This is a genomic window from Streptomyces sp. NBC_01451 (assembly GCF_036227485.1).
GTDB lineage: Bacteria > Actinomycetota > Actinomycetes > Streptomycetales > Streptomycetaceae > Streptomyces.
This window is the reverse complement of sequence record NZ_CP109479.1, coordinates 3,303,749-3,324,843: the sequence shown is the minus strand read 5'-3', so window position 1 is coordinate 3,324,843 and position 21,095 is coordinate 3,303,749. Positions and strand designations below refer to the sequence as shown.

The window sequence follows — 21,095 nt, the reverse complement described above, 5'->3', positions numbered from 1 at the left end:
TAGCGTTTTGAGTAGCCCTACAATCCCCGCATGCAAAAGACAATTGTCACCCTGGTGGACGACATCAGCGGCGAGGAAGCCGACGACATCGACACGCACACCATCGTCATTGACGGTGCCGGGGTCGAAATCGACCTCACCAGTAAGAACCACGATCTCCTGCTTGAGGCCCTGCGCCCGTTCCTGCACGCTGCGGGTGCCCGCCGAGTACGCGGGAGCGTCACGTCGGGCGGCGGAAAGGCCAAGCGTCGCGGAGCCGGCAGTGGGAACACCGCCCAGATCCGCGCCTGGGCGAAGGAGAACGGCTACGACGTCAACGACCGCGGCCGGGTCCCCGCCGACATCAGGGAAGCGTACGAAAAGGCGAATGCCTGACTTTTTCGGCCGGCCTCACCGGCTCGGCCTGCGGCTGGGTGACTTTTCCCCTGACCTGTAGCGGCGGTTGTCGGTGCTGTGCCAGCCTGGCAGTGGACCGGTTCGCCGGTTGTGCCGCAGTGGCTAGCCACTGCTATCGGAAGGGCCCTGCCCCCGCTCCGGCCAAGAGGTTAGGGGGCAGGGCCACCGGCAGGCTGGCCACTTTCCGGGCTAAATCCGCTAGCCTCGTGCCGTCGGCCCCGCGCTAATATCCGAGTCCACGGCCCGCGGCCACTGCCGGCGGCACGGACACTGCCTTCGGGCGAGGAGGGGATATGCGTCAGAGCAACCAGGCCCCCCTCCTGTCCGATATGCCCGTTAAGGGTGGGGGGGTCCGCATATACAGGGATTCGGCACCCATTTTCCCGTATTCACCGTTTCCGCAGGACATGCGGGGTATTAGCGCTGATTGTAGGACATGCCCACGTTGTACGTGTGATGTCCGAGCTTACGCACGGTAGTTACAGCTACCATGCGTAATGTTAGGCAGAGCGTGACGCTCCCGGCGCGTACGGTAGCGGAACTGGGAGCAAACGTTCCACTTTGCTCAGCAAATGGGGCATGTCCGACACAGTCGTAAATGTACGACGTGTCGATAAATGATATGCCGTGTCGTGAGGTACTGCCTTTGTACTGACACGGGGGACATGCACTCCATGCCTGGCATAGGCTATTTGTAAGGCATAAGCGAGTTACCCCCACATGGCATGGCATGAGCCGACACGGTGGGCATACGTCCTCTTACCTACCTATGTACGGGTACGAGGGGCATACCCTTTAAGCACCCCGAAATTTCGCGTCCCGTCATTTTCTAGGGCGTGTCCGTCATGCCCGGTATGCAGGGGCGTGGCGCTGAGAGCCGTTCTGCCGCGCGGGACGCCGTGAGGGTACCGAGCGACCCCGGGCCGGAGATAGGCCGCGACGCGGGCAGACAGCACCGCGCACGGGCCGGATACGGGGCGGCGGCGGGGGCGTAGTCGTACCGTGCGAGCACGTCACCGGGCGCGTACGGGCCCCGTAGGGAGCGACCGGAGAGACGGGCCCCGGGGGCGAGTGCGCCCCGTAGGGAGGCACACAGGGGCGCGGTTACATAGCGTCAATCTTCCCCGAATTTTGGGCACCCAGCGTGATATTTGGCCCCGCCGGGGGCGCCCGACCCTTGCCGACGGCCATTTCTGACGCCCTGTCAGAAAATCGCGTTTTCGCAGGTCAGAGGCCCTTTTTGGCCTTATTGAAAATCACCCCCAATAGACCCTCGGGGCGCCCTCGCGAGCCCCTATGTAATGGGTGCACGGGCTATTTGATCTTACGAAATCTCAAAATGTGAGACATTCCCAAGATCAACATAATTAGTTTTAGGGCCTCTGACCTGCGAAAACGTGGATTCCCTCGGTTTCCTCGGCAAAAGGGGTTCACGAGGGCCCCGTGACCCCGTAATGTTCTCCATGTCGCCACCGAGGGACGGGCCCGGAACCTAGGGCCCGGAACACGGGGGCGGCGGGGAGTCGCTCACACGTGAATTTCTGCGCGTGAGTGGCAGTGCCCCCGGTGACTTTGCGTGCGGTACGCCGTTTCGGCCGTACGGCGCAGAGGTGACGGGAGAGTGTCCCCAACCTTTGAGAACTCAACAGGGTGCCGTGTTATGTGGGAGTTGTCTGTCTGAACTCTCGCGAATTACCTAGGGAGAACTCTGTCTTCGGACAGATTCTCACGGGACTGTACGTGTGACTTTCTGCGCGTACCCCACGTCCCATGTACGCCCTTACCCGTGTGATCCTGCGCGGGTAGCAGTGCCGTACCCATGGCGGAATTCTGCCTAAAAATTCCCGGGGTCGCTTCGGCGTCGCCTTTAGCTCAAACGCGCGTGTTGGTCGCATGCGCTTGGGAGGACTGGTTTGCCTCCGCTCCATTTTCTAGGTATCGCGAGTGACGACAGTCCCCGTGCCGTTCCCCACAAGGGGACGGACGTAAGTAGTGCGCAGAGGGTACGTAGTTGCGCGCTCATTCATGTGATCTTTTGCGTGGTGAGCGTGCCGAATTACGGGTGAATTCCTGCCCGTTAACCGTGACTGAAACCCGAAAAGGGCGCGCGTGTGCTGAAACGAGCTGTATACGGGCATGCGTAAACCTAGTACGGAAGAACTGACTACCGGGGTCATGCCCGGTACTCAAAGCGCGCGAAAGCAAACACCTATGGAATTGTTTCTGGGGGTGAACTCTGCCCTCAGACCGTGCGGACGGTTGTCTACTCTGCACCCCATAGCCACATAACGGACAACAGTCAACGGCAGAGGGGGCAGACGTACGTGTCCCCGAAAAGGTTCTCAATTCCCCGCGCAAACGCTCACAACGGGAGCGCGGGAAGGGTCGCAACGCTTAGCGAAGCGACCAAATAGGGGGCCGGTAGCGTGTGAGGGTTTGCGCGCTACCGGCCCCGTTTATCGCACAACCTACCGAGTGCGCGTAGTGGGTAAGCGGGTGAAACATACCGCTGATTACGCGCACTCATTTTCTCGCCCCTGAACGGCTTACCGGTTCAACTCCGGACGGGGGCACTCATTCACTAATAGTCACGGAAGGACTCTGACTATGTCGAAAGCCAAGCGTAAGGCGCGTGCACTCGCGTCGACTCTCGAACTGTCCCGTAAGGAAAATCGCCAGTCTGTGAAGCCTGGCAGTAAGCGGCTCATGCCTGAAACGCTCTCCGCTACGGCGCAGCGACTCAAAGCAGAAAGCCAGGCAGGTGCGAACGTTCCCGCGCGCGTTGTTGAGCGCATGAGCGGCAGCGTTAAGGACGTGCGCATTTCCCAGGGTGACAGCGGCCCGAAAATGCGACCTAAGCGTAAGCCGCACACCGTAGGGCGCGAAGCGGCAGGAACCTTTGCCGGTCGTGACTACGGCTCCTCGGGTGACGGGGTCAAGCGTCTGTCGGATGAGCGTATCCGGCAGAACCGTGCCGAGTACTTCGCGGGTACGGCTGCAAGCCGTAAGGCGCAGGAAAAGGTGCCGAGTGTCTCGGGAGACTCCGAGGCCGCGCGTATCGCGCAAGCGCGTGAGGACTACGCGCACGCAATTGGTAAGGCTCATGCACGGACCGCTGCCGGTGATCCTTCCGGCGCCGAAGCGTGGATGAGTGAGGCTCGTAAGTACCGCCGGATTTTCCGCAACCACTGACAGGAGACACACGGATGAACGTGATCACGCATTCCTCCCCCCTCGGCCCGACGGAGGCCGTAGACCTGAAGCACGCGGCGATCGGTGCCGCGCGTATCGCCCTGGAATCCGGCGACGCCGACATGTCGGAGAAGCTGATGACACGCGCCCGGGAATTCAACCGTGCCGCTCGGCGTACGGGCAAGGAGGCGATTCCCGTTCCGGCCGTAAAAGAGATGCGGACCGTGAAGGCGGCGGAATTGCAGGAGTCTTTCAAGGCCGTCATCAGGGAACTCGCGCGCATGGGCAAGCTGTCGGACTGGAGGATCGTCGGCGAGGCGAACGCCGACGACGAGTCGTTCCGGCCGCTGTGCGCGCGGCTGGTTGGTAAGGCCGTCCGGTACATGGAAGTCCCGCCTCTCAGGCCCGTGGAGGAGAAGGCGGCGGCGGTCGAGACCGAAAAGGACCGGCTGATCAGGCAGGAGACGCGGCGGCGCACGGAGCCGAAGAAGATCAAGGCCAAGACGACCGAAACCACTGCCGCGTGAGGGGGTGATCCGATCTCCGGCGTGCGCGGCTCCAGAAAGTACCAAGCCGCGCGCGTCGGTCTTGTCTCAGCCCTAGGGGCGCAGGGAATTCCCCCTGCGCCCTTTTCTCGTCTCAAAAGAAGGGTGGAACCTAACCCATGCACAACACCATGAAGCGCGCGGCGGCGCGTCGCTCGGTCAAGGTCGACATGCGCCGTGACGTACTCAAGGCGAACGGCACTCAGGTGCGGGATTTCCTGGAGACGCTGCGCTCCCACCGATATTCCATGACGGACAGCGCTTACGCGTTCGCGTACCGGTCTGTGCTCGGGACTCGGCGGGCCACTCGGCAGTCGGTCGAGGATCGGATGCGGAGTCTGCGGCACCCCGTATCGGTCGGGGGTTCCAGTGGCCGGTGACTACGGAATCCAGAACTTCCACGACTCCGGTTCGTGGCAGGGATACGGCGCGTACCGGCGCATGCCCCTTGAAGAGGCCATGCGAGCGGCTGCCGAATTTGCGCAGAACCTGCACGCGTCGCCGCTCGGTGTGCGCGTCACCGGGCCCAAGGGCTGGGTCTCGGATCGGATCGGCGGCAGGCAGGAAATCACGCTGATCCACAACCCGCTCACCGATGTCTGGACCGTGGGATGCACGAAGTGCTCGTGCACGGAGGAAAGCACGGATTCCTACGACCCGGTGAGATTCGCCAGACGTCACCAGTGCTGAAAGGGGAAAACATCCCATGCTCACGTGCCCCACCGTTCCGCTCGCCGTTCGCATTCCCGGGCAGGCACCGCGACTGAACCTGTTCTGCCCCCTGTACGGCAAGACCAAGCGCGGCCGTAAGCGCGCGGATTTCACACGCACGGCCAAGGCGTCCATTCAAATGATCGACCGAAAGGTGTCCGCATGAGCAGCGGAGAATTCGAGTACCTGCCCTACGTCACCACTCAGCCTGGCGACACGGACGAGCTGGTGGAGGAATTCTGGGAGGCGTTCCGGGAATTCAACGAGGGCTTCGCTGCCCTGCGCGCTGTCTACACCGGGCACACGCCCAAGCCCGGCAGGCACGACCGCTGCACGCAGCCGCCGCTCACGTTCGCGCGAATCGAGCACCGCGACCACGACGGCAGGCTGACGCACTCGACGAGTCACCGCAACCTGCTCAGCCCCACGTGGTGGGGCGACGGCAGAAACGCGTACGCCGGTCCGGCATTCACCCGCCCCGGGTTCTTCCCCAACGAGACCGGAGACGCCGCATGACGAACGTGATCAGGTCGCAGTTCCCTGCCGCTCATGCGGCGGCCGACCGCCTCGACGGCCCGATCGGGCGGGAGATCGAACGCACGGCCCGCGACTTCGAGCAGCTCGTCGACGAGTTCACGCACAACGGCGCGGTCGACACGCACAGCATCGACATGATGCGCGTCGGACTCGACCGGCTGGAGATGCACAGCAAGATCGAGTCGCTCGCCGACGAACTGGCGGAGCGCGCCAGGTTCGTGCGGCGCCTGGGCGACGAGCTGGGCAACGACAAGGCCCAGGGCGCGGTCGAGCGGCTCCAGGGGCACATCGACTTCCAGATGGGCCAGGTAATCGACATCGCCCAGAACGCCAGCACCCACACGGACGCGTAGATGGCCCCGGTCGGGCTCGGTGTCAGGGGGGAACCGAGGCCGGCCGAGGCTGTGCGCGTCCCGTGCATGGTCCTGCTGCGGGTCGGCCGGCCGATGGGTCGGCAGGGATGCCGCAGCAATTTCCGCAGGAATAGGGAGGGGGTATTTCGTTGCGCGCTGACATTCAGGCTGTAACGGTCGCGCTCCGGACGTTGAACGGCCACGGAATCAAGGAACTGAGCATCACTCAGCAGAGTGTGTGCGGTGGGGCGAAGTTCCGGGGTCAGTTGACCGACGAGGAGTTCGCGCCGTACGTGGCCGCCGCCGATGCGCGGCTCATGAACTACATGCGCTGGCGCGACATCCCGACGACGCCGGAGGCGTTGCACACCACCGTCTCGGTAAATCAGACGGTGGTCGCGTGGCTCCAGTTCGATGGCGTGGTCCGGGTGATCGACCGCAAGTTCGAAGAGCGGGCCCTGAACACGGCCCGGGATCTGGCCCGCCGGTTCCTGGGCCAGGACGCGGGCGTGCAGCAGCAACTCGCCGACGGCCGTGGCGACATCGAGAAGATGAGCGCTGAGGCGTTCCCGCGTGTGATCGGGGCGTTCGCCGAACGGGCCGCGCCGGGCAGTCGAACCAACGACTACCCGCCGGGTGTGAGCGTCCGGGAGTGGGAGCACGCGAACCGAGTACAGAACACGGGCCGTGACAAGGACATCCGGCCGTGGGTGTACCCGATGAACCCCACTCGTGAGCTGACCGACGACGAGCGCACGCGTTGGAGGCAGGAAGCGGATCGCTACATCGAGGCGTTCCGTACACGCTTCCCGGCCGAGCACAAGGCGTGGCAGTTTCGCGGCTGGTGGGATTCGACACGCGCTGAGCGGGCCACGGATGAACCCCTCGGCCTCCGGGCCGACGAGCGAATTCTCATCGAATACGAGGGCATGGTGATCCCAGCGGTCGTGGCCTGGCCGATGCGCCAGAGGGACCAGAGGGAGCGCGTGGACCTGGTCGTCGAACCCAGGCATCAAGGCTCGGGTGAGGACGGGCATCTGACGTGGGTCGACGTTTACCCCGGCCGGGCCCTTCGGTACGAGGACGTTCCCAAGAACGTGCGGTCAGGCTGGGAGAACACCTGGGCCGAGCTGCTGAAGCGGGTGAAGGAGATGTTCCCCGACTCTGAGTACGCGGCACTCCGGTACGACAACTGAACTATCCGACGGAAAGGGAGCCCCGGCGCGCGTAAATGCCGGTGGGCTCCCTTTCCGTTGTCCATCCTGAGTTTCTAGGTCCATCCATCGAATGGGCTAGGAGGTACCCCGTGGTTTTTGACGTAGTAAAGGACAGGCTGGCCGTTTGGCGCGATCGGCGTGAGGTGGCGCGGCAGCGGCTCGAAGCGGCGGACGAGTTCACCTGGGTCTGGTCCGACACGGTCAACCCGTGTAGCCACGAGTTCGGGGCCGATCTCACCTGCCGTGAGACGAACACCCTCGCCACCCTGTTCCGGCTTTTCCACCACTGGAACACGGCGAACCAGCTCCAGAAGGAGCACGAGCGCGGACCCAACTGCAACAACGCCGAGCCGCACCCCGAGATCGTCGAGGAGGACCAGTGAACGACCGCAGCGGCAAGACGGTGAGCAAGCAGAAGCGGCCGGAGGACTACAGGCTGTCGGACCGTGCGCACCTGGTGCTGGAGTGCGCGGACCGGGGATGGCTGTTCCACCTGAACGGAGTGACGAGCTGGCGGGTGTCGCCGGGGCGTGGGAACGGGCACCGGATGGTGGTCTCGGATGCCACCGGTCAGAAGCTGGTCCGTGACGGGCTCCTGGAACTGACCTCGGGAGTCGAGTGCCGTCTGACGAAGTTCGGCCGTGACGTGCTGTTCCCGCGGCGCCTGGCGGGCTGGGAGCTGGACGCCGGGGTCGGACGCAAGCCCCAGCTCAAGCAGGTGCCCCGCGAGGCCGAGGAACGGCCGGCCGGCCAAGGGCCGAAGGTTCTTCGCGAACTGCTCCAGATCTGAGGGGGGATAGCCATGTTCACGGTCTGCATCCTGGAGCCCTGCTGCCCAGTTCAGGAACCGGGCTACACGCCGCCGCCGCGCTCCCCGTTCAACCGAGTGCCGGGGTACAGCCCGCTCTCGTGTGGGCACAGGGACAAGCGCGTGGCCACGCTCACCACACACGACACGCAGAGTCTGGCCGAAGCCTGGTTCAACGGTAGGGCGCGCGGCTGGTACTCGACGGACGGGTGGCTGTTCGACGGCGAGATGCCGTCGGAAGGCGAGCGGTTCCGCATCGTGCCGGTCGGCGGCAGCCTCGCCACGGCCCGTGGCTACCTCCACGGTGCGCCGGTCGAGATCCCATTCCCCACGATCGAGCAGGCTCGCGAGTACGCCGAGGCGTACCACGAGTACCCGGACGGCCGGAGGCACCGGCAGGTCCTGTTCAACATCGTCGGCGACCAGGACACGCTCGTGCGCTGGTCGTCGTACGGCGTCGGCATCGGTACGGAACTGGAAGCCGGTGCCTGGGCCTGAGCGGGTCGGCCGGCTTTGGTTCTTCATGCTCCAGCAGTACGTGCCCCCGGCCGGTGAGCAGCCGGCCGCATGGGTCGATACCGCGACGCGGTACGTACAACTCAAACCGCGCGGACGGGAGTCCGACCCGGTTGCCGAATATTGCGTGCGCCACATGAAAGCGCGAATGCGCAAGGGTAAGCCCCAATTCCGCGTGAAAGTCCGCGAGTTCAGGGGCTCAGTAATCCAGCAGGTATTCGTGGTGCACATCGACGGCACCCGCACATCAATCGACGTCTGAGCTAACGGCAGTCCAGGACGCAGCAGCAACGCCGCGCCCCGAGCTGCCGACCATCAGCCGAATTACCCAGTCCAGAAGGGAAACCACATGCCGCACGTCTACAAGAGGCCCGAGAAGTACTACCCGCAGGTCGGCGAAACCGTCGTGGTCGAGATCGGCGCGTCCGAATGCATGATGCATCTGGGCCTGGTCGGGCAGTACAGGCCGGTCCGAATCCTGGAGAACGGGTTCGGCCAGCTCCGTCACCCGGACACCGGTCGTGACGACGGGATGCCCAACCCGCTCAGTTGGATCAGCGGCTTCTACAGGGACGACCAGGGCTACTACGGCACCGACGTCTACGAGATCGGTGTGGGCCACACCGTGACCCACACGAACGGCCGCTACTACGTCTACGTGGAGGGCAAGAAGCTCTACGGCGTTCAGTCCATGCGCTTCGAGGAGATGCGCGACGCGGCCCGCGAAATGCACGGGCGAGACATCCCGACCGCTCAGGTCCGCTTCGTGGAGAACAGCCGGTTCCTGAAGAACATCTCGTGGTCCCGCTCCGCCGTCGTGCCGCTCGACACCGAGGTCCGCGAGCACGTCACCCGCACCCACCGGGACACGTGGGTCGACATCCCGACCCACTTCAACCTCTTCGCCGGCCGACACCACCTGACGGAGGTCTGAAAATGCTGACGATCGACGAGGCGACCGATTTCCTGCGAGGAATCAAGCCGGGCCAGCGGGTGTCGCTGTTCGACCCGCGCGCCGTGAACCACCGGGACAAGTGGCACGCGGAATTCGTGCTGGACGGTGAGCAGCCGAACCTCCCGTACACCCCGATCTGCAACAGGCCGGATCACTTCCGGATCTACATGCGGATGCACAAGGACGTCGTCTGCTTCATCTCGAACCTGTGCGCGTGCGAGCTGGCCAACGGCTCGAAGCGGCTCGCGGTGTGGGAGATGCCGGAGGACGCCAAGCACTCCATGTCCGCGACCAGCTTCTACAACGGCAAGCACTACGAGGAGCAACGGACCTGGCAGTCGACCATGTGCGGTCTGCTGCTGGAGACGACCGGCGGCGTGAATCTGCGGGAGCAGGGCCACAGCTCCTACATCACGATCCACTCGTTGGACCGGCTCACCTGCCCCGGCTGCCTGATGCGTGAGGGCAAGCCGCCGCAGGACATCGAGGGCGTGACTGTCTTCGGTTACCTCGCCTGAACCACGTCTCAACCCCTCGGAAGGAAAAGGGACGGGAAATCTGATGAAGGAATACACGATGGCCGGCGTCTGGGACGACGGCGGCGGCCTCGAAGTCAAATACGTGGGCGTGGGCCTGCCCGACGCGACGATCGAGGGCCTTGTCGCCGCCGACAGCGACAGCAACGCGTTCACGCACACGGTCGAGTCCGAGTCCGAGGCCGACGCGTTCCGGGCCCTGGCGGAGGAGCTGGACGCCGACAACGTCTGGGACTACCGGAAAGCAAAGCCGCTTCGCGTGTACACCCGGCCCGACGAGGAGGACGACGCGTGATTCTTCTGACCGGTCACTGGGACAAAGACGGGAATCTCGTGATCGAGACCTCCCAGGAATACCCCGACAGCACATCGAAAACCGAACTCGATGCCCTGGCGTACCGGGATCTGCCCGATGAGCACAAGCAGGACGGCTGGGCCTGCTCCTTCCTCGTCGACGACCACTCCCGGGCCGTTCAAGAGGCGCACGAGAGGTACGTGCGGGAGGTCGGCGAGAACAGCCCCAAGACGATCGACAACGTCTGGGGTGTTCTGGTCGACGAGTAGGACTCGGGCCCGGCCGACGAGCAACCGCGAGATCAAGGAGAGCTGAAATGTTCGGCGATGACATGCCCAGGCACACCCAGAGCGGCATCGAGATCCGCAACGGCATGCAACTGCACAACACCTTCGACGACGAGCCGGTGACCACCGTGACCGCCAACGGATGTGGGCGTCACCACAGCACCGGACACCGCCGCCCTGACGCCGATGGCATCACCCGCCCGACCCGCTCTATGCACAAGGACGGCACCGTACGGCACATCAACGTGTGGGAGGGCTACTGGCACGTGGTGGTGCGCAACGGCCCTACGGGCGTGTGCCGTTTCGTGCACGCATCGGAACTGACCACCGAGGAGTGCTGAGGGAAAGCCGGGCCCCGTCGATGAGTAGCGGTGCCGTCCTCCCCTTTGCGGCATCCGGCGGGTTCGATTCCCGCACGGGGCACCAGATTGATTCCGAGAGCAGGAAGGGAAAGACATGAAGATCGGCGACATGGTCCGTGTGGTGAAGGAGATGGACGGGCGGCAGGAATTCATGTACGGCCGCATTACCGACTTCTACAAGCCGGACGGCAGGCAGTACCGGCGGAAGGTCGCCAAGCCATTCGGCGCGTACGTGGATCTGATCGAGGGTTACAGCGGGGCCCGCCGACCGCTGGCAGAAGTCACGCCGGTCGCCGAGGACTTCGAGTTCATCACCGACCCCTCCGAGGTCCACCGCGGCGCCTTCGGCCCGGCCGGAATGCTGTGGTGCATGGGCTGCCCCCGCCCGTACCCGAATCCCGCCAGCGTGAAGGTGCTCCACAAGGCGACGGGCGTGAAGACGCAGTTGTGCGACACGCACAACGACGAGGAGCAGTGGGCCCAGCTCGGCCACCAGCCGCTGTGGGACGCGCGTGGCAGCCGGGACGTGATCGAAGACCTGGCTCGCAATCCCGAGAAGCTCGTCGGTCCGGTCGAGGACTGGGAGTCGCACCGACTCCGTGAGTGGGCCGGCATTTTCCCCTACCTCGTGCCGCAGAAGGCGGGCGAGCTGTACGCCGCATGGAAGGAGAATCAGAGTGCTGCTGTTGCCGCCTGAGAAGTGCTCGACGCTCGGGTGCGAGGCCCGGCCGACGCACGTCCTGGAGTACGACCTGCTCGCGCCGTTCCCGGACGAGCCGGGCCGCGGGCACGACTACGTGTGCGAGGAGTGCGGCAACAGCTACATGCGCACGAACCGGGTCAAGCGCTGGCGCCCGTACCTCGCCCGAAACGGGGCCGCGGTGTCGAGGGTCGCACCGAGGATCAGGGTCCGGGTTCAGCACGACAGTGAGCCCGACGCGTACGCGAGGGACAGCGACTGGTGGGAGGGCGAGGACGCAGCAGCAATGCGCGCCGGTCGTCTGGAGGTGTACGTCGTCGAGATCATCGACGGTGCTGGCGAGGTCATCACGGACTGCCCGAATCGGCTGGCCGGCCCCGGCTTCGAGGGTGTCTACCAGCGGCCGGTCGAAATCCAGGACGAGTGGCTCAGGTACTACGCCTCTGATCACTGGACCCCGCACTTCGGCATCGAGCCCGGCGACCTGGTCACCACCTTCGACGGCGAAAACCTGACGGTGGTCAATTACGACCAGGTTGACCAGGACTACGGCGACGTCGGCGCCAACACCGGCTTCATCCTCTGCCAGCCCACCCGCACATCGACCGTCCGCCTCCTGGTGTGGGTCGAGGAACTGAAGAAAGTCCGGGAGATCACCGCATGACGTACGAGCCGAGCGACGTCACCCGCCGCAAGACCGAAGCGAACGAGTACTGGAACACCAAGACCGAGAAGTGGGAGGTCATCAGTCGGCACGGTCTGTACGACGTGCAGGAGACATTCCTGACCCCCGAGGGCAAGATCCTGTTCCTCGCCTTCAACGCGCACGCCGCGCAGCCGTACGCGGTCGGCTTCTACAACTCCGACCAGGCGGTCTACTGGACCGACGGCGACGACGCCCGCAGGCACTACGCCTGGAAGATCGCGGAGTCGTTCGACCTGATCGTGGACAAGAAGGGCTCCAAGGCCGTTGTACCGGCGAGCCGTGACTACGCCACGGACCTGTGCGAGCAGATCAAGACACACGCCGAGGACTACCAGCAGGCCGTCACCGAGCAGGACGAGTTCCGGCAGGAGGCGGCGGCCGAGAAGCTGGAGACCAGCGCTTCCTCCCTGGCCAAGCACCTCCAGCGCACCGGCGTCCTGACCCGCGAGGTCTACAACCATTCAGAGAGGATTGGATGACATGCGCACGTCATTGCAGGTCGTGATGCTCAATCTCCAGCACGCGGCATACCAGTCGACCCCTGGCGCCCCGATCAAGGACTACGGACCCCAGGGCAAGGGGCCGATGGGTGAGTACCTGCGGCCGACCACCGAGGCCGAGTCGGAGGCACGCCGGCCCGACTTCGAGCGGCTGTCCGCCGAACTGCGCGAGCGTGACCCCGGCACCTACGCCGCGTGGCTGGCCGACTTCGAGTTCTGGCGAGCAGGCGACCTGAGCGTACGCATGCCCCGCGTGGACGCCTACGAGAAGCGCGACGAGAACGGCCTACGCCTCTTCCGCGGCCACCGGCTGGTCAACACCCGTGAAACCGCTCCCTGGTTCGCCGACGAGGAGCAGAAGGCGTTCGTGTGGAAGTGCCGGTGCTGCGGCTTCACCGGGCATGACGGCGACCTCATCGGTGCACCTCGCTGCGAGTCCGGCGCATGACCCGCAGCGTCTACGTCGGCCCGGAGTGGCCCGACGGCGAGCCCGAGCCCGAGGCCGAGAGCCACTTCTACTGCGCCAACGACAAATGCCCCAGCTCGTTCGGCAACGGTCACGGCCCTGTTCCCAACACCCGGAAGTACCAGGTGCCCGGCGGGTACATCTGCGAGCTGTGCGCCGAGGCCCACGACAGCCAGGTACCCGCCAAGGATGCAGCCCCAACTCCCGCCGTTCCCACGGCCTTTCCCGAGTAGGAGCGTCATGCGTTGCAGCACCCGACCCAACATCGATCTGAGCGACACCTGCACCAGCACCGCTACACACATGCTGCTGTGGTCGATGCCGGACCCGCACAAGCCGCAGGGCGCCCGCAAGCGGTACACCGAGCCAGTGTGCAAGCCTTGCGGCGACGTGGCATACCGACGCCGCCCCGCGCTCAAGGCCCGCGTCGTTCCCCTGCACATCTACACCCCGACGCCCGCCTTCAAGGACATCGCCGGAGGCCACCGGCTGGTCGACCACCCCGAGCACGGCGCGCAGTGCCACGACTGCGGACGGACCGGCAGCACCGATCAGTTCAAGCTCGCGATGCTGCACGGATGCCCGGCCCGCCCGGAGTCCGTGAACAGCCGCGAGCTTCCGCAGGCCGGCATCGGATCGGACGTCACACGCGACGAGCTGGCCGGCCGTTGGTGGAAATACGTCACCCATGAAGTCGGCATGGGCGTCGGAGACTGGCGCCTGACCAAGGACGATCGCCTTGTCGTCGCTACCTTCACCTTCCGCGACCGGGAGTACGTCCTTATGCACTCCCCGAGCATTCCGTACGTCTGGGCCGAGAAGCGAGAAAACCGGGGCTACCCGGCGCCCGAGCTGATCAACCCGGAATACGCCCAGACCTACAGGCAGGTCGCCTTCCACTTCCACACCGGAAACTACAACGGCGCTATGAACTTCGCCTGCTACACCCCCGGCTGTGAGGACGTCATCCTCTACTACCCCGAGGGCCAGACCAGGGCGGTGCTGCGCATCTCGGGCCTGAACTTCCCGGAGTCCACGCACCTGGCGCAGGTGACCGACGCAGTGTGCGACGCCTTCGGTCCCGTCGCCGACCTCATCTTCCAGACCCGCATCTACCAGTAGGAGCCACCATGGCCGACCCGATGTACACCGACTTTCGTCTCGTTGCTGAGCCGCTCCTACGGATCGCACGGGACACGGCCGCAACTCTCGGCCCGGAGTGGAGGGTCGAGGCCATCTTGAGTTCCGCCCTCGTCGTGCACAGCTTCGGCCTCCGCGTCTGCCTCAACGACGGCACCGACCAGGTACTCCTCACCGCGCACGTGTCGGTCAGCACCGACAAGCGCAAGCCGCTGGAGGACGTCACCGCCATGGTCGAAACGGCCGGCGACCCTGCAATCACCGTCCAGCGGACAGCCGCGGCCATCCGCACCCAGATCCTGCCGCACTTCGGACGCGAGGACGCCGTCGCCGGCCTGCGCGTACTCTCCATCCCCCTGCGAGACGCCGGCATTCCCGCCGTCGCCCAAGGCGGCACGCTGAACACGTACATCGACTACACGCCGGAACGGCTCAACGTGCCAGTCCGCGAGTACGACCAGGGGGAACGGCGGCCCCTCGGGGTGATCATCACCTCCACGGGAAGCGACGACACCCGCGTGGAGATCCGCATCCCGCACCTTCCCATCCGGACCGCGGCGCGGATCACTGAGGGCATCCGGCCAGGGCTCGGCCACCCCATGCGGGACATCAAGAGCCTGCCGGAGGAGGTACGCGACGACGTCGCCGCCACGTTCCCGGGGCTGACCGCGAAGCATGTCGTCAGCGACGTGCCCCGATACACCGACCTGAAGGACGACAGCGGCGTCCTCACCATCCGCCACGCCCTGGTCGTCCGGCACGACGGGGCCAAGACCAACAACCGGACGTTCGCCGCCGTTTGGCTGCGCAACGCCACCATCGCCCAGGCGTACGCGGTTCTGTACGCCTACGCCAACGCCTCCTGACACCGACCAACCTACGAACGATGAAGGGACAGCCATGGAAGACACCCAGGCCACCGAGGTGACCGCGTCAGTCCTGACCCGCTACCGCGTCACGTGGTCGCGGGCGGAGGGCGACGGAGAGCTGAGGGACACCGAGTGCATCGTCGACTCGGCGGACCTGAAGCGACCGGGCGACGAGGACGAACTGACTCTGGTCCTCCGCAAGATTCTCGCGAACGCCCACATGCCCATCGGGGAGATGCGGCCGGAGAACGTGGCCTTGCACACCTACCTGCCGATCTGCAACTGCGAGCCGTACCCGAGCCCGGAGAACTGCTCCTTCGCCGAGCACCGGGGGCAGCGCTTCTACCTCACCGCGTCGATCGCCAGGCCGGGCCACGAGGTCATCCACGACCGGTACCGCCACAAGATCCTCGGCGTCGTCTGCAACACGCTCTCCGTCGAGTTCCTGACGCTGGTGCAGAAGAAGTACGAGCACCAGTAGCAGCGGGCAAGGACACAACCGAAATTCGCGCGGCTCACCCATGAGGGTGGCCGCATTTTTCATGCCTGGAGGGGATGATGCAGCCCAGCCTCGAAGCCGTGAGACCAGCCCGAACGGTCCGCCTAAGCTCTGCCACCAGTAGAAGCACATCGCGTAGAAGGGCGATCCCGCTCACGGTGGACGAGAAAACGCGCGAACAGTACGTCCAGAACATCCTCGAAGCCTTCGGCCGCGCGACCGCGGACCAGGAGCAGCGAGGCCGGGCGTGGTACCGAGTGGCTCACAGCCTGGCGAACATCATCGCGGACGGCAACGTTCGGGAAGGCGCCGGCGTTCTGGCGGCGCTGTCGGCGAACAAGTCCTGGCGGGAGAACGAACGGCTCGCCCGGAGCGCCTACACCGAAGGGCCGTCCGGCCACACCGGGGACACCCTGCGCAAGGTCGAGCGGATCATGCTGGGCGAAGACCCGGAGGACGTGCTCCCGATGTCCATGAAGACCGGCCATTTCTTCCGGTGCATCCTCGACCCGGAAGACCCTGACCCGGTCGTCATCGACCGTCACGCCCACGACATCGCAGTGGGCGCCGTCTACGGCAACGAGGACCGGGGCCTCAGCGCGAAGCAGCGGTACGCCCTTCTGGCGCACTGTTACCGCGAGGCCGGACTGAGGCTGGAGGAAATCCCCAGCGTCGTCCAGGCCGTCACCTGGGTAGCGCACACAGAGCGACTGGCCGGGACGGACGGCAGGCCGAAGAACCGTTGATCAGAAATCCCTGGACGGCCCGTTCTCATCGCGGGCCGTCTTCCAATTCTCGTGAGGAGCACCGCCATGACCCACCGCCAGCGCCACCCCTACTCCGAGCTTCCGGAGGGCCAGTTCGTACGCGTCTGGACCGACTCCACCCAGCCCGAGTACTACTACGGCCGCATCAAGTACCACGTACGCAACGACCAGAAAAAGCCGATCGGGATCACGTCCGTGGAAACCCTCGACGCGCGGCACCTGGGCGACTGGTACAAGCGTCCCCGCGGCTGGTCCCGCGAGATGGAGACCAAGTTCATCGAACCCCTGGACCACCTTGCCGAACAGCCCACGGCGGGCTCGTTCATCTGCGGCCACCCGACCGGAACCGCCGACAAGCCTCGCTACTGCACCGAGACAACCGTCGAGGGAGCTGACCGGTGTGCTGCGCACACCTCCACGGGGTCGACGTGTCCGGGCTGATCACCAGGAAGCCCCAGCAGCACTGACTCAGGGGCACAGCAGCAATTCGCGCGGCCTCCTACCCGGGACGGCCGCTTTTTCATGCCTTCGAGGTCGCCGAGCTGCTGGCGAAGGCCGACACGCTCTGACCTCCCGGCCGGCCCCTCGGATGGCCGACGCGACCACCCGGCATGTACGGGTTCACTGAAGACCGGCCCCCGTGACTTTCGCGGGGGCCAGTCCTTTTGCAGGTACATCTCGAAAGGAGTTCTCCGGTGGAGAAGAAAACGCAGGACGAAAAGCTGTGGGTGATCACGGCCGAGATCACGAGCCCCAAGGCTGCTGAGGAACTGCTCGACTACCTCGGCAAGCACCTGGTGGCCGTCCCGATCAGCCGCCAGGGAGACAAGGTGGGCGGGCAGTTGATCGCCCTGGACCCGGAGGCACAGACCGCCTCACTGCGCCGGTACGACGACGACACCGTGAGCGTAGTCCCGTGGCTCGGCACCGAATTCCGCGCCACGACCTCCATCGACAACCCCTTCAAGGATCTGAAGGTAAAGGCCAGGCGCCGGTTCGAGTGGTTCCAAGACGCCGACGGCCGCGAAACGCGCACGCCCCGCACGCTGGTCGGCACCGTCGACCACGTCACGCCGGAAAAGGTGCACCTGTGGGTGCGCGACGAGGCGTACTCCGGGGGCGGCTGGTGGGCCACCATCCACGCCGGGGACGCCGCCCGGCACTCGCTGCGCGCGGTGAACCTCACGCAGGACACCGAATAAAAAACTCCGTCACTCAAATGGGTGACCTGACTAATTAAGTCGGCGCTCGTTGATCCAAGGACGCCGGCCTGCCGAATTACAACGGATGGAGTGACACCCATGGCCATCGTTCACGACGGCTGCCTGAAGTGCCCGCGCTGCGGTGAGTACGTCATCGAGGCCGACGAAGAGCAGTACCCCAACGGTGTCGACTACCGCACCCCGGGCGCCGACGAATCGAAAACGCCATGCGGCGAATGCGCGCCCCACGTCCAGGGCACCACCGAAACGCGCCGCGAACCCACGGACACCCGACCTATCCCCATCCGATCCGTCCGTTGGCTCCAGAAGCCCCGCTGGGCGGCGTACTACGAACACCCGGTGACTGCGGCGCCGAAGACCGGCCGCCGCCGGGTGGGCCTGCTTGTGCCCCGGCCCACCCCTCAGAGCCCGAACGGCGTCGTGCAAGTCGCCTACGCCTACAACGGCACGCTCATGGAGTTCCCCGTCGGCAGCCTCCCGGAAGGGCCGAGCGGCTGGTACACCGCCCGCGCTGGCGAACTGACCCGCGAGGAGCAGAAGGCCATCCGCGCCTTCGCAAACAACCGTCCCGAATCGACCTGACCTCGGCCTCCTCCGTCCGCCCCCTCGGGGGCGTGGCGGTCTTCGCCGAACGCCCCGCCCATTTCCGCCCCTCACCTGATTGGAACGCCATGCTCACGTGCCCCACCGACCAGTGCGACGACCCCACCTTCGACATGATGACCACGGCCTACCTGAGCTTCGACGTCGACACCGACCCGATGCAGGCGACGGCCGACCTGACCGGCCTCAGCCACGAGGACATCGCGATCTCCTGCGTCGGCTGCGGCCACGAGGTGGAGCGCTCCCGCGACCTGAGTGTGGCCCAGGTGGTCGCGCTCATCCGCGTCCACAAGCGGCACGCCATGCCCCTGCCCCTGTTCAGCGGCTACGACCTCCAAGGGACCGAGGTCGAGCCCAACAAGATCACCGAGCCGCGGCTGCGTGACGTGTCGACTGGCGCCGCCTACCAGAAGGCCGTCGAGCACCAGGAGAAGTACACGCAGTGGCTGTCCGCGCAGGAAGCCCGGATCTCCCGAGGCGAGATCGACGTGCGCGACCTCCACACCATGCGCGGCGGCTGGCGCGAGGCCAGCGAGCGCCACCTGGCCGCCCTCCTGGCCGAGCTGGCGTCCTGACCCCCGCCCCCTGCCCCTCCGTTCCAGAGGAGTTCCCTGTGACCACGCACACCGACACCCCCACCGTCCCCCGCTACGGCTGGCTGGCCGACCTCGACGACCAGCAGTTGCAGGGCCTGGTCGGCGCCATGGTGACCGTCATCTCCGGCGCCAGGGCCGCCACCGGCCTGCTGACCGACATCGAGGGCGGCACCGCCCGCATCTTCAACGAGCGCCATTCGCGGCCCATCGAGTTCCGGGTATCCAGCACCAACTACGAACGCGTCCCCGGCTCACCCATGAGGCTGGCCCTCGCCCACGCCCTCGTCTACCAGCGAGCGTGGGACGAGCAGTACGAGACCCTGACGGACGGCAACGGCAACGCCCTGAACATGTACGACTACGACAAGGCCCGCGGCGAGTGGGAGCAGGGCCTGCCCGAGGTCTACGAGGCCCTCATGGCGGAGAACCGGCGCCTGCTGTTCGGGGTCACCGACGGGCCGGAGTCGAACGGATGACCCAGCACGTTGTTCAGTTCAGCGGCGGCCTCGGTAGTTTCGGGGCGGCCCTTTGGGTTGCCGAAAAGCACGGCACCCGCAACCTGACGCTGCTGATAGCGGACACCGGGATCGAAGACCCGGACCTGTGGCGTTTCGCCGACGACACCAGCCGCCTGCTCGGCGTGCCGCTGACGAAGGTGGCCGACGGCCGTACGCCGTGGCAGTTGTTCCGGGAGAAGCGATTCCTGGGCAACGACCGCATCACCCCGTGCACCACGTGGCTGAAGCAGAAGCCGTGCCGGAAGTGGATGAAGGAGCACGCCCCCGTCGACGATTCCCTCGTCTACATCGGCATCGAGAAGACGCCCCGCGACCGGCTCCGCGCCCCGGCCATCGCCCGGAACTGGAAACCCTGGCAGGTGCGCTTCCCGCTGTGCGGCCGGTGGATGCCAGAGCTGGGCAAGGAGGAGTCCAAGGCCCAGCTCATGGACCTCTCCCGCTGGTACGGCATCGAGCCGCCCCGGCTGTACGCGCTCGGCTACGAGCACAACAACTGCGGCGGCACCTGCGTCAGGGCAGGTCAGAAGCAGTGGAAGCTCACGCTCGACGTGCTGCCCGAGCGCTTCGCCGAGGCCGAGCGCCAGGAGGCCAGCCTTCGCGAGCTGCTCGGCGACGTAACGATTCTCCGCGAGCGCCGAAAGGGCGTCGCCTACGGCCTCCCGCTTTCCGTACTCCGGCGTCGGCACGAGGCCGCCGCCGCTTTCACTACCACCGCCTAGGAGCCTTCGTGACCGACATCCCCGCCGACCGAGGCATGCGGTTCGTCTACATCTACGCCGACCGCAACGGTCCTCACGACCCGACGCCCGAGGACCAGAAGTACTTCGTGGGCAAACTGCTCACCGCCAACCGGGAGGTCGCCGACCTGGCGGCGCAGCTCCTGGGCGCCAGGACCAGCACCGGCCGGCGCGTGTCCCTGGTCGAGATCGGCAAGCCCGACAAGGGTGCCGTCATCGAATCCGTCCACACCAGCACCGTCCACACCACCCCGGAGACCTGATGACCATGTCCGAACTCCGACCAGTGCTGAGGACGCCGACCGGCGGCGCTGAATCCCAGCCCAGCACCCCCACCCAGTGGCACGGCTACCCGTACGTGTGGGCCTGGAATGTCGCCCTCGGAGCGACCAGCCGCACGTTCATCGAGAACGAGTGCAAGGCCGCCGCGGAAGCCGGGGCGCCACCGGACGCGGTATACCGAACACGCGACGACGACAAGAGCATGCCGGGCGAGTGGCTCACCGTCGGCATGATCACCATGGCCCAGCGGCAGACCCGGGTCCGCGAGTACGCCCAGGCGCTGGTCGACTGGCAGGACGCCCTCAAGGCGCACAGCAGGCCCCCCGCTGTGCAGCAGCTCCAGGACGCGAAGCAGCCCACGGACGAGCGGGGGCAGCCGGGGCAGGAGTACGAGTACGCCATCGTCTTCCGGCCCACCCACATGACCGGCGTGGTCAAGGCCGGCTCCCTGCGCGAGGCGTACCAGAAGCTCGCACCCGGCCCGCAGTTCGCCCCGAGTGGCTACGGCGTCCTCGACCTGCCGGGGCAGGACGAAGTGCTCTGGCACGTCGGCTTCGACGCGGGCAGGGGCCAGCTCCAGGACACAACCGACCCGCGACTCACCCGGACACCCCAGCCGGCCGAAGCGCCAGCCGCACCGGAGCGCCCCACGGCGCCGGCCGCGGCCGTGGACACGGCAGCAACCCCGGTACCCACCGGGCGCGGCGTGAAGGTCATCCCGCGCACCAAGCAGCAGCCGTAAGGCACAGCGACCGCAGGGCCCGCTCACTGACCCCGTA

General features: G+C 65.8%; 34 protein-coding genes. All 34 read left to right on the top strand.

Features of this window, described 5'->3' with window-relative positions:
* The first annotated feature begins 30 nt into the window (after positions 1 to 30).
* Positions 31 to 375 (top strand): histone-like nucleoid-structuring protein Lsr2, encoded by a 345-nt coding sequence (locus tag OG595_RS14235; RefSeq protein WP_329271851.1) that lies wholly within the window; start codon positions 31 to 33, stop codon positions 373 to 375.
* Positions 376 to 3,003: 2,628 nt separating this feature from the next.
* Positions 3,004 to 3,588, top strand: coding sequence for a hypothetical protein (locus tag OG595_RS14230; protein WP_329271849.1), 585 nt, complete (start codon positions 3,004 to 3,006; stop codon positions 3,586 to 3,588).
* Positions 3,589 to 3,602: 14 nt separating this feature from the next.
* A complete protein-coding gene (locus OG595_RS14225; RefSeq protein ID WP_329271847.1) occupies positions 3,603 to 4,115 on the top strand; it encodes a hypothetical protein in 513 nt (170 codons plus the stop codon).
* Positions 4,116 to 4,252: 137 nt separating this feature from the next.
* On the top strand, positions 4,253 to 4,513 hold the full coding sequence (locus tag OG595_RS14220) for a hypothetical protein (RefSeq protein ID WP_329271844.1): 261 nt from the start codon (positions 4,253 to 4,255) through the stop codon (positions 4,511 to 4,513).
* Positions 4,503 to 4,823, top strand: coding sequence for a hypothetical protein (locus OG595_RS14215; protein WP_329271841.1), 321 nt, complete (start codon positions 4,503 to 4,505; stop codon positions 4,821 to 4,823). The genes OG595_RS14220 and OG595_RS14215 overlap by 11 nt, the downstream gene beginning before the upstream one ends.
* A gap of 183 nt (positions 4,824 to 5,006) precedes the next feature.
* Positions 5,007 to 5,360 (top strand): hypothetical protein, encoded by a 354-nt coding sequence (locus tag OG595_RS14210; RefSeq protein ID WP_329271839.1) that lies wholly within the window; start codon positions 5,007 to 5,009, stop codon positions 5,358 to 5,360.
* On the top strand, positions 5,357 to 5,734 hold the full coding sequence (locus tag OG595_RS14205) for a hypothetical protein (RefSeq protein WP_329271837.1): 378 nt from the start codon (positions 5,357 to 5,359) through the stop codon (positions 5,732 to 5,734). Before OG595_RS14210 ends, OG595_RS14205 begins: the two co-directional genes overlap by 4 nt.
* A 191-nt stretch (positions 5,735 to 5,925) precedes the next feature.
* Positions 5,926 to 6,930: a hypothetical protein gene (locus tag OG595_RS14200; RefSeq protein ID WP_329271836.1), complete on the top strand. Its 1,005-nt coding sequence runs from the start codon at positions 5,926 to 5,928 to the stop codon at positions 6,928 to 6,930.
* Positions 6,931 to 7,040: 110 nt separating this feature from the next.
* Positions 7,041 to 7,334, top strand: a complete 294-nt coding sequence (locus tag OG595_RS14195) for a hypothetical protein (RefSeq protein ID WP_329271834.1) — start codon at positions 7,041 to 7,043, stop codon at positions 7,332 to 7,334.
* Positions 7,331 to 7,741, top strand: a complete 411-nt coding sequence (locus tag OG595_RS14190) for a hypothetical protein (RefSeq protein ID WP_329271832.1) — start codon at positions 7,331 to 7,333, stop codon at positions 7,739 to 7,741. Before OG595_RS14195 ends, OG595_RS14190 begins: the two co-directional genes overlap by 4 nt.
* A 141-nt stretch (positions 7,742 to 7,882) precedes the next feature.
* Entirely contained in the window at positions 7,883 to 8,257 is a 375-nt protein-coding gene (locus OG595_RS14185) for a hypothetical protein (protein ID WP_329271830.1), read from the top strand.
* A 25-nt stretch (positions 8,258 to 8,282) separates the two neighbouring features.
* Positions 8,283 to 8,537 carry a hypothetical protein gene (locus OG595_RS14180; RefSeq protein WP_329271829.1) on the top strand — a complete coding sequence of 85 codons (255 nt, stop codon included), beginning with the start codon at positions 8,283 to 8,285 and terminating at the stop codon, positions 8,535 to 8,537.
* A gap of 87 nt (positions 8,538 to 8,624) precedes the next feature.
* Positions 8,625 to 9,209 carry a hypothetical protein gene (locus tag OG595_RS14175; RefSeq protein ID WP_329271827.1) on the top strand — a complete coding sequence of 195 codons (585 nt, stop codon included), beginning with the start codon at positions 8,625 to 8,627 and terminating at the stop codon, positions 9,207 to 9,209.
* Between the two features lie 2 nt (positions 9,210 to 9,211).
* Positions 9,212 to 9,748, top strand: a complete 537-nt coding sequence (locus OG595_RS14170; protein WP_329271824.1) for a hypothetical protein — start codon at positions 9,212 to 9,214, stop codon at positions 9,746 to 9,748.
* Between the two features lie 43 nt (positions 9,749 to 9,791).
* Positions 9,792 to 10,061, top strand: a complete 270-nt coding sequence (locus tag OG595_RS14165; protein WP_329271822.1) for a hypothetical protein — start codon at positions 9,792 to 9,794, stop codon at positions 10,059 to 10,061.
* The gene (locus tag OG595_RS14160) at positions 10,058 to 10,330 is read left to right on the top strand and encodes a hypothetical protein (RefSeq protein ID WP_329271819.1); all 273 of its coding nucleotides are present in this window, start codon (positions 10,058 to 10,060) and stop codon (positions 10,328 to 10,330) included. Before OG595_RS14165 ends, OG595_RS14160 begins: the two co-directional genes overlap by 4 nt.
* Positions 10,331 to 10,377: 47 nt before the next feature.
* On the top strand, positions 10,378 to 10,689 hold the full coding sequence (locus tag OG595_RS14155) for a hypothetical protein (protein ID WP_329271817.1): 312 nt from the start codon (positions 10,378 to 10,380) through the stop codon (positions 10,687 to 10,689).
* A 115-nt stretch (positions 10,690 to 10,804) separates the two neighbouring features.
* Positions 10,805 to 11,407, top strand: a complete 603-nt coding sequence (locus OG595_RS14150) for a hypothetical protein (protein ID WP_329271815.1) — start codon at positions 10,805 to 10,807, stop codon at positions 11,405 to 11,407.
* Positions 11,388 to 12,074, top strand: a complete 687-nt coding sequence (locus tag OG595_RS14145) for a hypothetical protein (RefSeq protein ID WP_329271812.1) — start codon at positions 11,388 to 11,390, stop codon at positions 12,072 to 12,074. Before OG595_RS14150 ends, OG595_RS14145 begins: the two co-directional genes overlap by 20 nt.
* On the top strand, positions 12,071 to 12,595 hold the full coding sequence (locus OG595_RS14140; protein WP_329271810.1) for a hypothetical protein: 525 nt from the start codon (positions 12,071 to 12,073) through the stop codon (positions 12,593 to 12,595). Before OG595_RS14145 ends, OG595_RS14140 begins: the two co-directional genes overlap by 4 nt.
* Position 12,596: 1 nt before the next feature.
* Positions 12,597 to 13,064, top strand: a complete 468-nt coding sequence (locus tag OG595_RS14135; protein WP_329271808.1) for a hypothetical protein — start codon at positions 12,597 to 12,599, stop codon at positions 13,062 to 13,064.
* Positions 13,061 to 13,315: a hypothetical protein gene (locus OG595_RS14130; RefSeq protein ID WP_329271805.1), complete on the top strand. Its 255-nt coding sequence runs from the start codon at positions 13,061 to 13,063 to the stop codon at positions 13,313 to 13,315. The genes OG595_RS14135 and OG595_RS14130 overlap by 4 nt, the downstream gene beginning before the upstream one ends.
* A 7-nt stretch (positions 13,316 to 13,322) precedes the next feature.
* Positions 13,323 to 14,204: a hypothetical protein gene (locus OG595_RS14125; RefSeq protein ID WP_329271802.1), complete on the top strand. Its 882-nt coding sequence runs from the start codon at positions 13,323 to 13,325 to the stop codon at positions 14,202 to 14,204.
* Positions 14,205 to 14,212: 8 nt separating this feature from the next.
* Positions 14,213 to 15,088 carry a hypothetical protein gene (locus tag OG595_RS14120; RefSeq protein WP_329271799.1) on the top strand — a complete coding sequence of 292 codons (876 nt, stop codon included), beginning with the start codon at positions 14,213 to 14,215 and terminating at the stop codon, positions 15,086 to 15,088.
* A 34-nt stretch (positions 15,089 to 15,122) separates the two neighbouring features.
* Entirely contained in the window at positions 15,123 to 15,572 is a 450-nt protein-coding gene (locus OG595_RS14115) for a hypothetical protein (protein WP_329271796.1), read from the top strand.
* Positions 15,573 to 15,748: 176 nt separating this feature from the next.
* Entirely contained in the window at positions 15,749 to 16,336 is a 588-nt protein-coding gene (locus OG595_RS14110; protein WP_329271794.1) for a DUF7178 family protein, read from the top strand.
* 66 nt (positions 16,337 to 16,402) lie between these two features.
* Positions 16,403 to 16,798: a hypothetical protein gene (locus OG595_RS14105; RefSeq protein WP_329271792.1), complete on the top strand. Its 396-nt coding sequence runs from the start codon at positions 16,403 to 16,405 to the stop codon at positions 16,796 to 16,798.
* Between the two features lie 254 nt (positions 16,799 to 17,052).
* Complete coding sequence (locus OG595_RS14100) at positions 17,053 to 17,559, top strand: hypothetical protein (RefSeq protein WP_329271790.1); 507 nt, start codon at positions 17,053 to 17,055, stop codon at positions 17,557 to 17,559.
* A 99-nt stretch (positions 17,560 to 17,658) separates the two neighbouring features.
* Entirely contained in the window at positions 17,659 to 18,162 is a 504-nt protein-coding gene (locus OG595_RS14095; RefSeq protein ID WP_329271787.1) for a hypothetical protein, read from the top strand.
* 89 nt (positions 18,163 to 18,251) lie between these two features.
* Positions 18,252 to 18,758: a hypothetical protein gene (locus OG595_RS14090; RefSeq protein WP_329271786.1), complete on the top strand. Its 507-nt coding sequence runs from the start codon at positions 18,252 to 18,254 to the stop codon at positions 18,756 to 18,758.
* A 38-nt stretch (positions 18,759 to 18,796) separates the two neighbouring features.
* Complete coding sequence (locus tag OG595_RS14085) at positions 18,797 to 19,255, top strand: hypothetical protein (RefSeq protein ID WP_329271783.1); 459 nt, start codon at positions 18,797 to 18,799, stop codon at positions 19,253 to 19,255.
* The gene (locus tag OG595_RS14080; protein ID WP_329271780.1) at positions 19,252 to 20,016 is read left to right on the top strand and encodes a hypothetical protein; all 765 of its coding nucleotides are present in this window, start codon (positions 19,252 to 19,254) and stop codon (positions 20,014 to 20,016) included. Before OG595_RS14085 ends, OG595_RS14080 begins: the two co-directional genes overlap by 4 nt.
* 8 nt (positions 20,017 to 20,024) lie before the next feature.
* On the top strand, positions 20,025 to 20,297 hold the full coding sequence (locus OG595_RS14075; protein WP_329271778.1) for a hypothetical protein: 273 nt from the start codon (positions 20,025 to 20,027) through the stop codon (positions 20,295 to 20,297).
* Positions 20,298 to 20,302: 5 nt separating this feature from the next.
* The gene (locus OG595_RS14070) at positions 20,303 to 21,058 is read left to right on the top strand and encodes a hypothetical protein (protein WP_329271776.1); all 756 of its coding nucleotides are present in this window, start codon (positions 20,303 to 20,305) and stop codon (positions 21,056 to 21,058) included.
* Positions 21,059 to 21,095 lie beyond the last annotated feature (37 nt).

Excerpts from the sequence above, each read along its gene's own strand:
- OG595_RS14155 (WP_329271817.1), top strand. The coding sequence starts at position 10,378 with ATGTTCGGCGATGACATGCCCAGGCACACCCAGAGCGGCATCGAGATC.
- OG595_RS14070 (WP_329271776.1), top strand. The coding sequence starts at position 20,303 with ATGTCCGAACTCCGACCAGTGCTGAGGACGCCGACCGGCGGCGCTGAA.
- OG595_RS14150 (WP_329271815.1), top strand. The coding sequence starts at position 10,805 with ATGAAGATCGGCGACATGGTCCGTGTGGTGAAGGAGATGGACGGGCGG.
- OG595_RS14090 (WP_329271786.1), top strand. The coding sequence starts at position 18,252 with ATGCTCACGTGCCCCACCGACCAGTGCGACGACCCCACCTTCGACATG.
- OG595_RS14175 (WP_329271827.1), top strand. The coding sequence starts at position 8,625 with ATGCCGCACGTCTACAAGAGGCCCGAGAAGTACTACCCGCAGGTCGGC.
- OG595_RS14170 (WP_329271824.1), top strand. The coding sequence starts at position 9,212 with ATGCTGACGATCGACGAGGCGACCGATTTCCTGCGAGGAATCAAGCCG.
- OG595_RS14130 (WP_329271805.1), top strand. The coding sequence starts at position 13,061 with ATGACCCGCAGCGTCTACGTCGGCCCGGAGTGGCCCGACGGCGAGCCC.
- OG595_RS14105 (WP_329271792.1), top strand. The coding sequence starts at position 16,403 with ATGACCCACCGCCAGCGCCACCCCTACTCCGAGCTTCCGGAGGGCCAG.
- OG595_RS14140 (WP_329271810.1), top strand. The coding sequence starts at position 12,071 with ATGACGTACGAGCCGAGCGACGTCACCCGCCGCAAGACCGAAGCGAAC.
- OG595_RS14125 (WP_329271802.1), top strand. The coding sequence starts at position 13,323 with ATGCGTTGCAGCACCCGACCCAACATCGATCTGAGCGACACCTGCACC.
- OG595_RS14225 (WP_329271847.1), top strand. The coding sequence starts at position 3,603 with ATGAACGTGATCACGCATTCCTCCCCCCTCGGCCCGACGGAGGCCGTA.
- OG595_RS14095 (WP_329271787.1), top strand. The coding sequence starts at position 17,659 with ATGGCCATCGTTCACGACGGCTGCCTGAAGTGCCCGCGCTGCGGTGAG.
- OG595_RS14080 (WP_329271780.1), top strand. The coding sequence starts at position 19,252 with ATGACCCAGCACGTTGTTCAGTTCAGCGGCGGCCTCGGTAGTTTCGGG.
- OG595_RS14205 (WP_329271837.1), top strand. The coding sequence starts at position 5,357 with ATGACGAACGTGATCAGGTCGCAGTTCCCTGCCGCTCATGCGGCGGCC.
- OG595_RS14235 (WP_329271851.1), top strand. The coding sequence starts at position 31 with ATGCAAAAGACAATTGTCACCCTGGTGGACGACATCAGCGGCGAGGAA.
- OG595_RS14135 (WP_329271808.1), top strand. The coding sequence starts at position 12,597 with ATGCGCACGTCATTGCAGGTCGTGATGCTCAATCTCCAGCACGCGGCA.
- OG595_RS14210 (WP_329271839.1), top strand. The coding sequence starts at position 5,007 with ATGAGCAGCGGAGAATTCGAGTACCTGCCCTACGTCACCACTCAGCCT.
- OG595_RS14220 (WP_329271844.1), top strand. The coding sequence starts at position 4,253 with ATGCACAACACCATGAAGCGCGCGGCGGCGCGTCGCTCGGTCAAGGTC.
- OG595_RS14115 (WP_329271796.1), top strand. The coding sequence starts at position 15,123 with ATGGAAGACACCCAGGCCACCGAGGTGACCGCGTCAGTCCTGACCCGC.
- OG595_RS14120 (WP_329271799.1), top strand. The coding sequence starts at position 14,213 with ATGGCCGACCCGATGTACACCGACTTTCGTCTCGTTGCTGAGCCGCTC.
- OG595_RS14180 (WP_329271829.1), top strand. The coding sequence starts at position 8,283 with ATGCTCCAGCAGTACGTGCCCCCGGCCGGTGAGCAGCCGGCCGCATGG.
- OG595_RS14165 (WP_329271822.1), top strand. The coding sequence starts at position 9,792 with ATGAAGGAATACACGATGGCCGGCGTCTGGGACGACGGCGGCGGCCTC.
- OG595_RS14230 (WP_329271849.1), top strand. The coding sequence starts at position 3,004 with ATGTCGAAAGCCAAGCGTAAGGCGCGTGCACTCGCGTCGACTCTCGAA.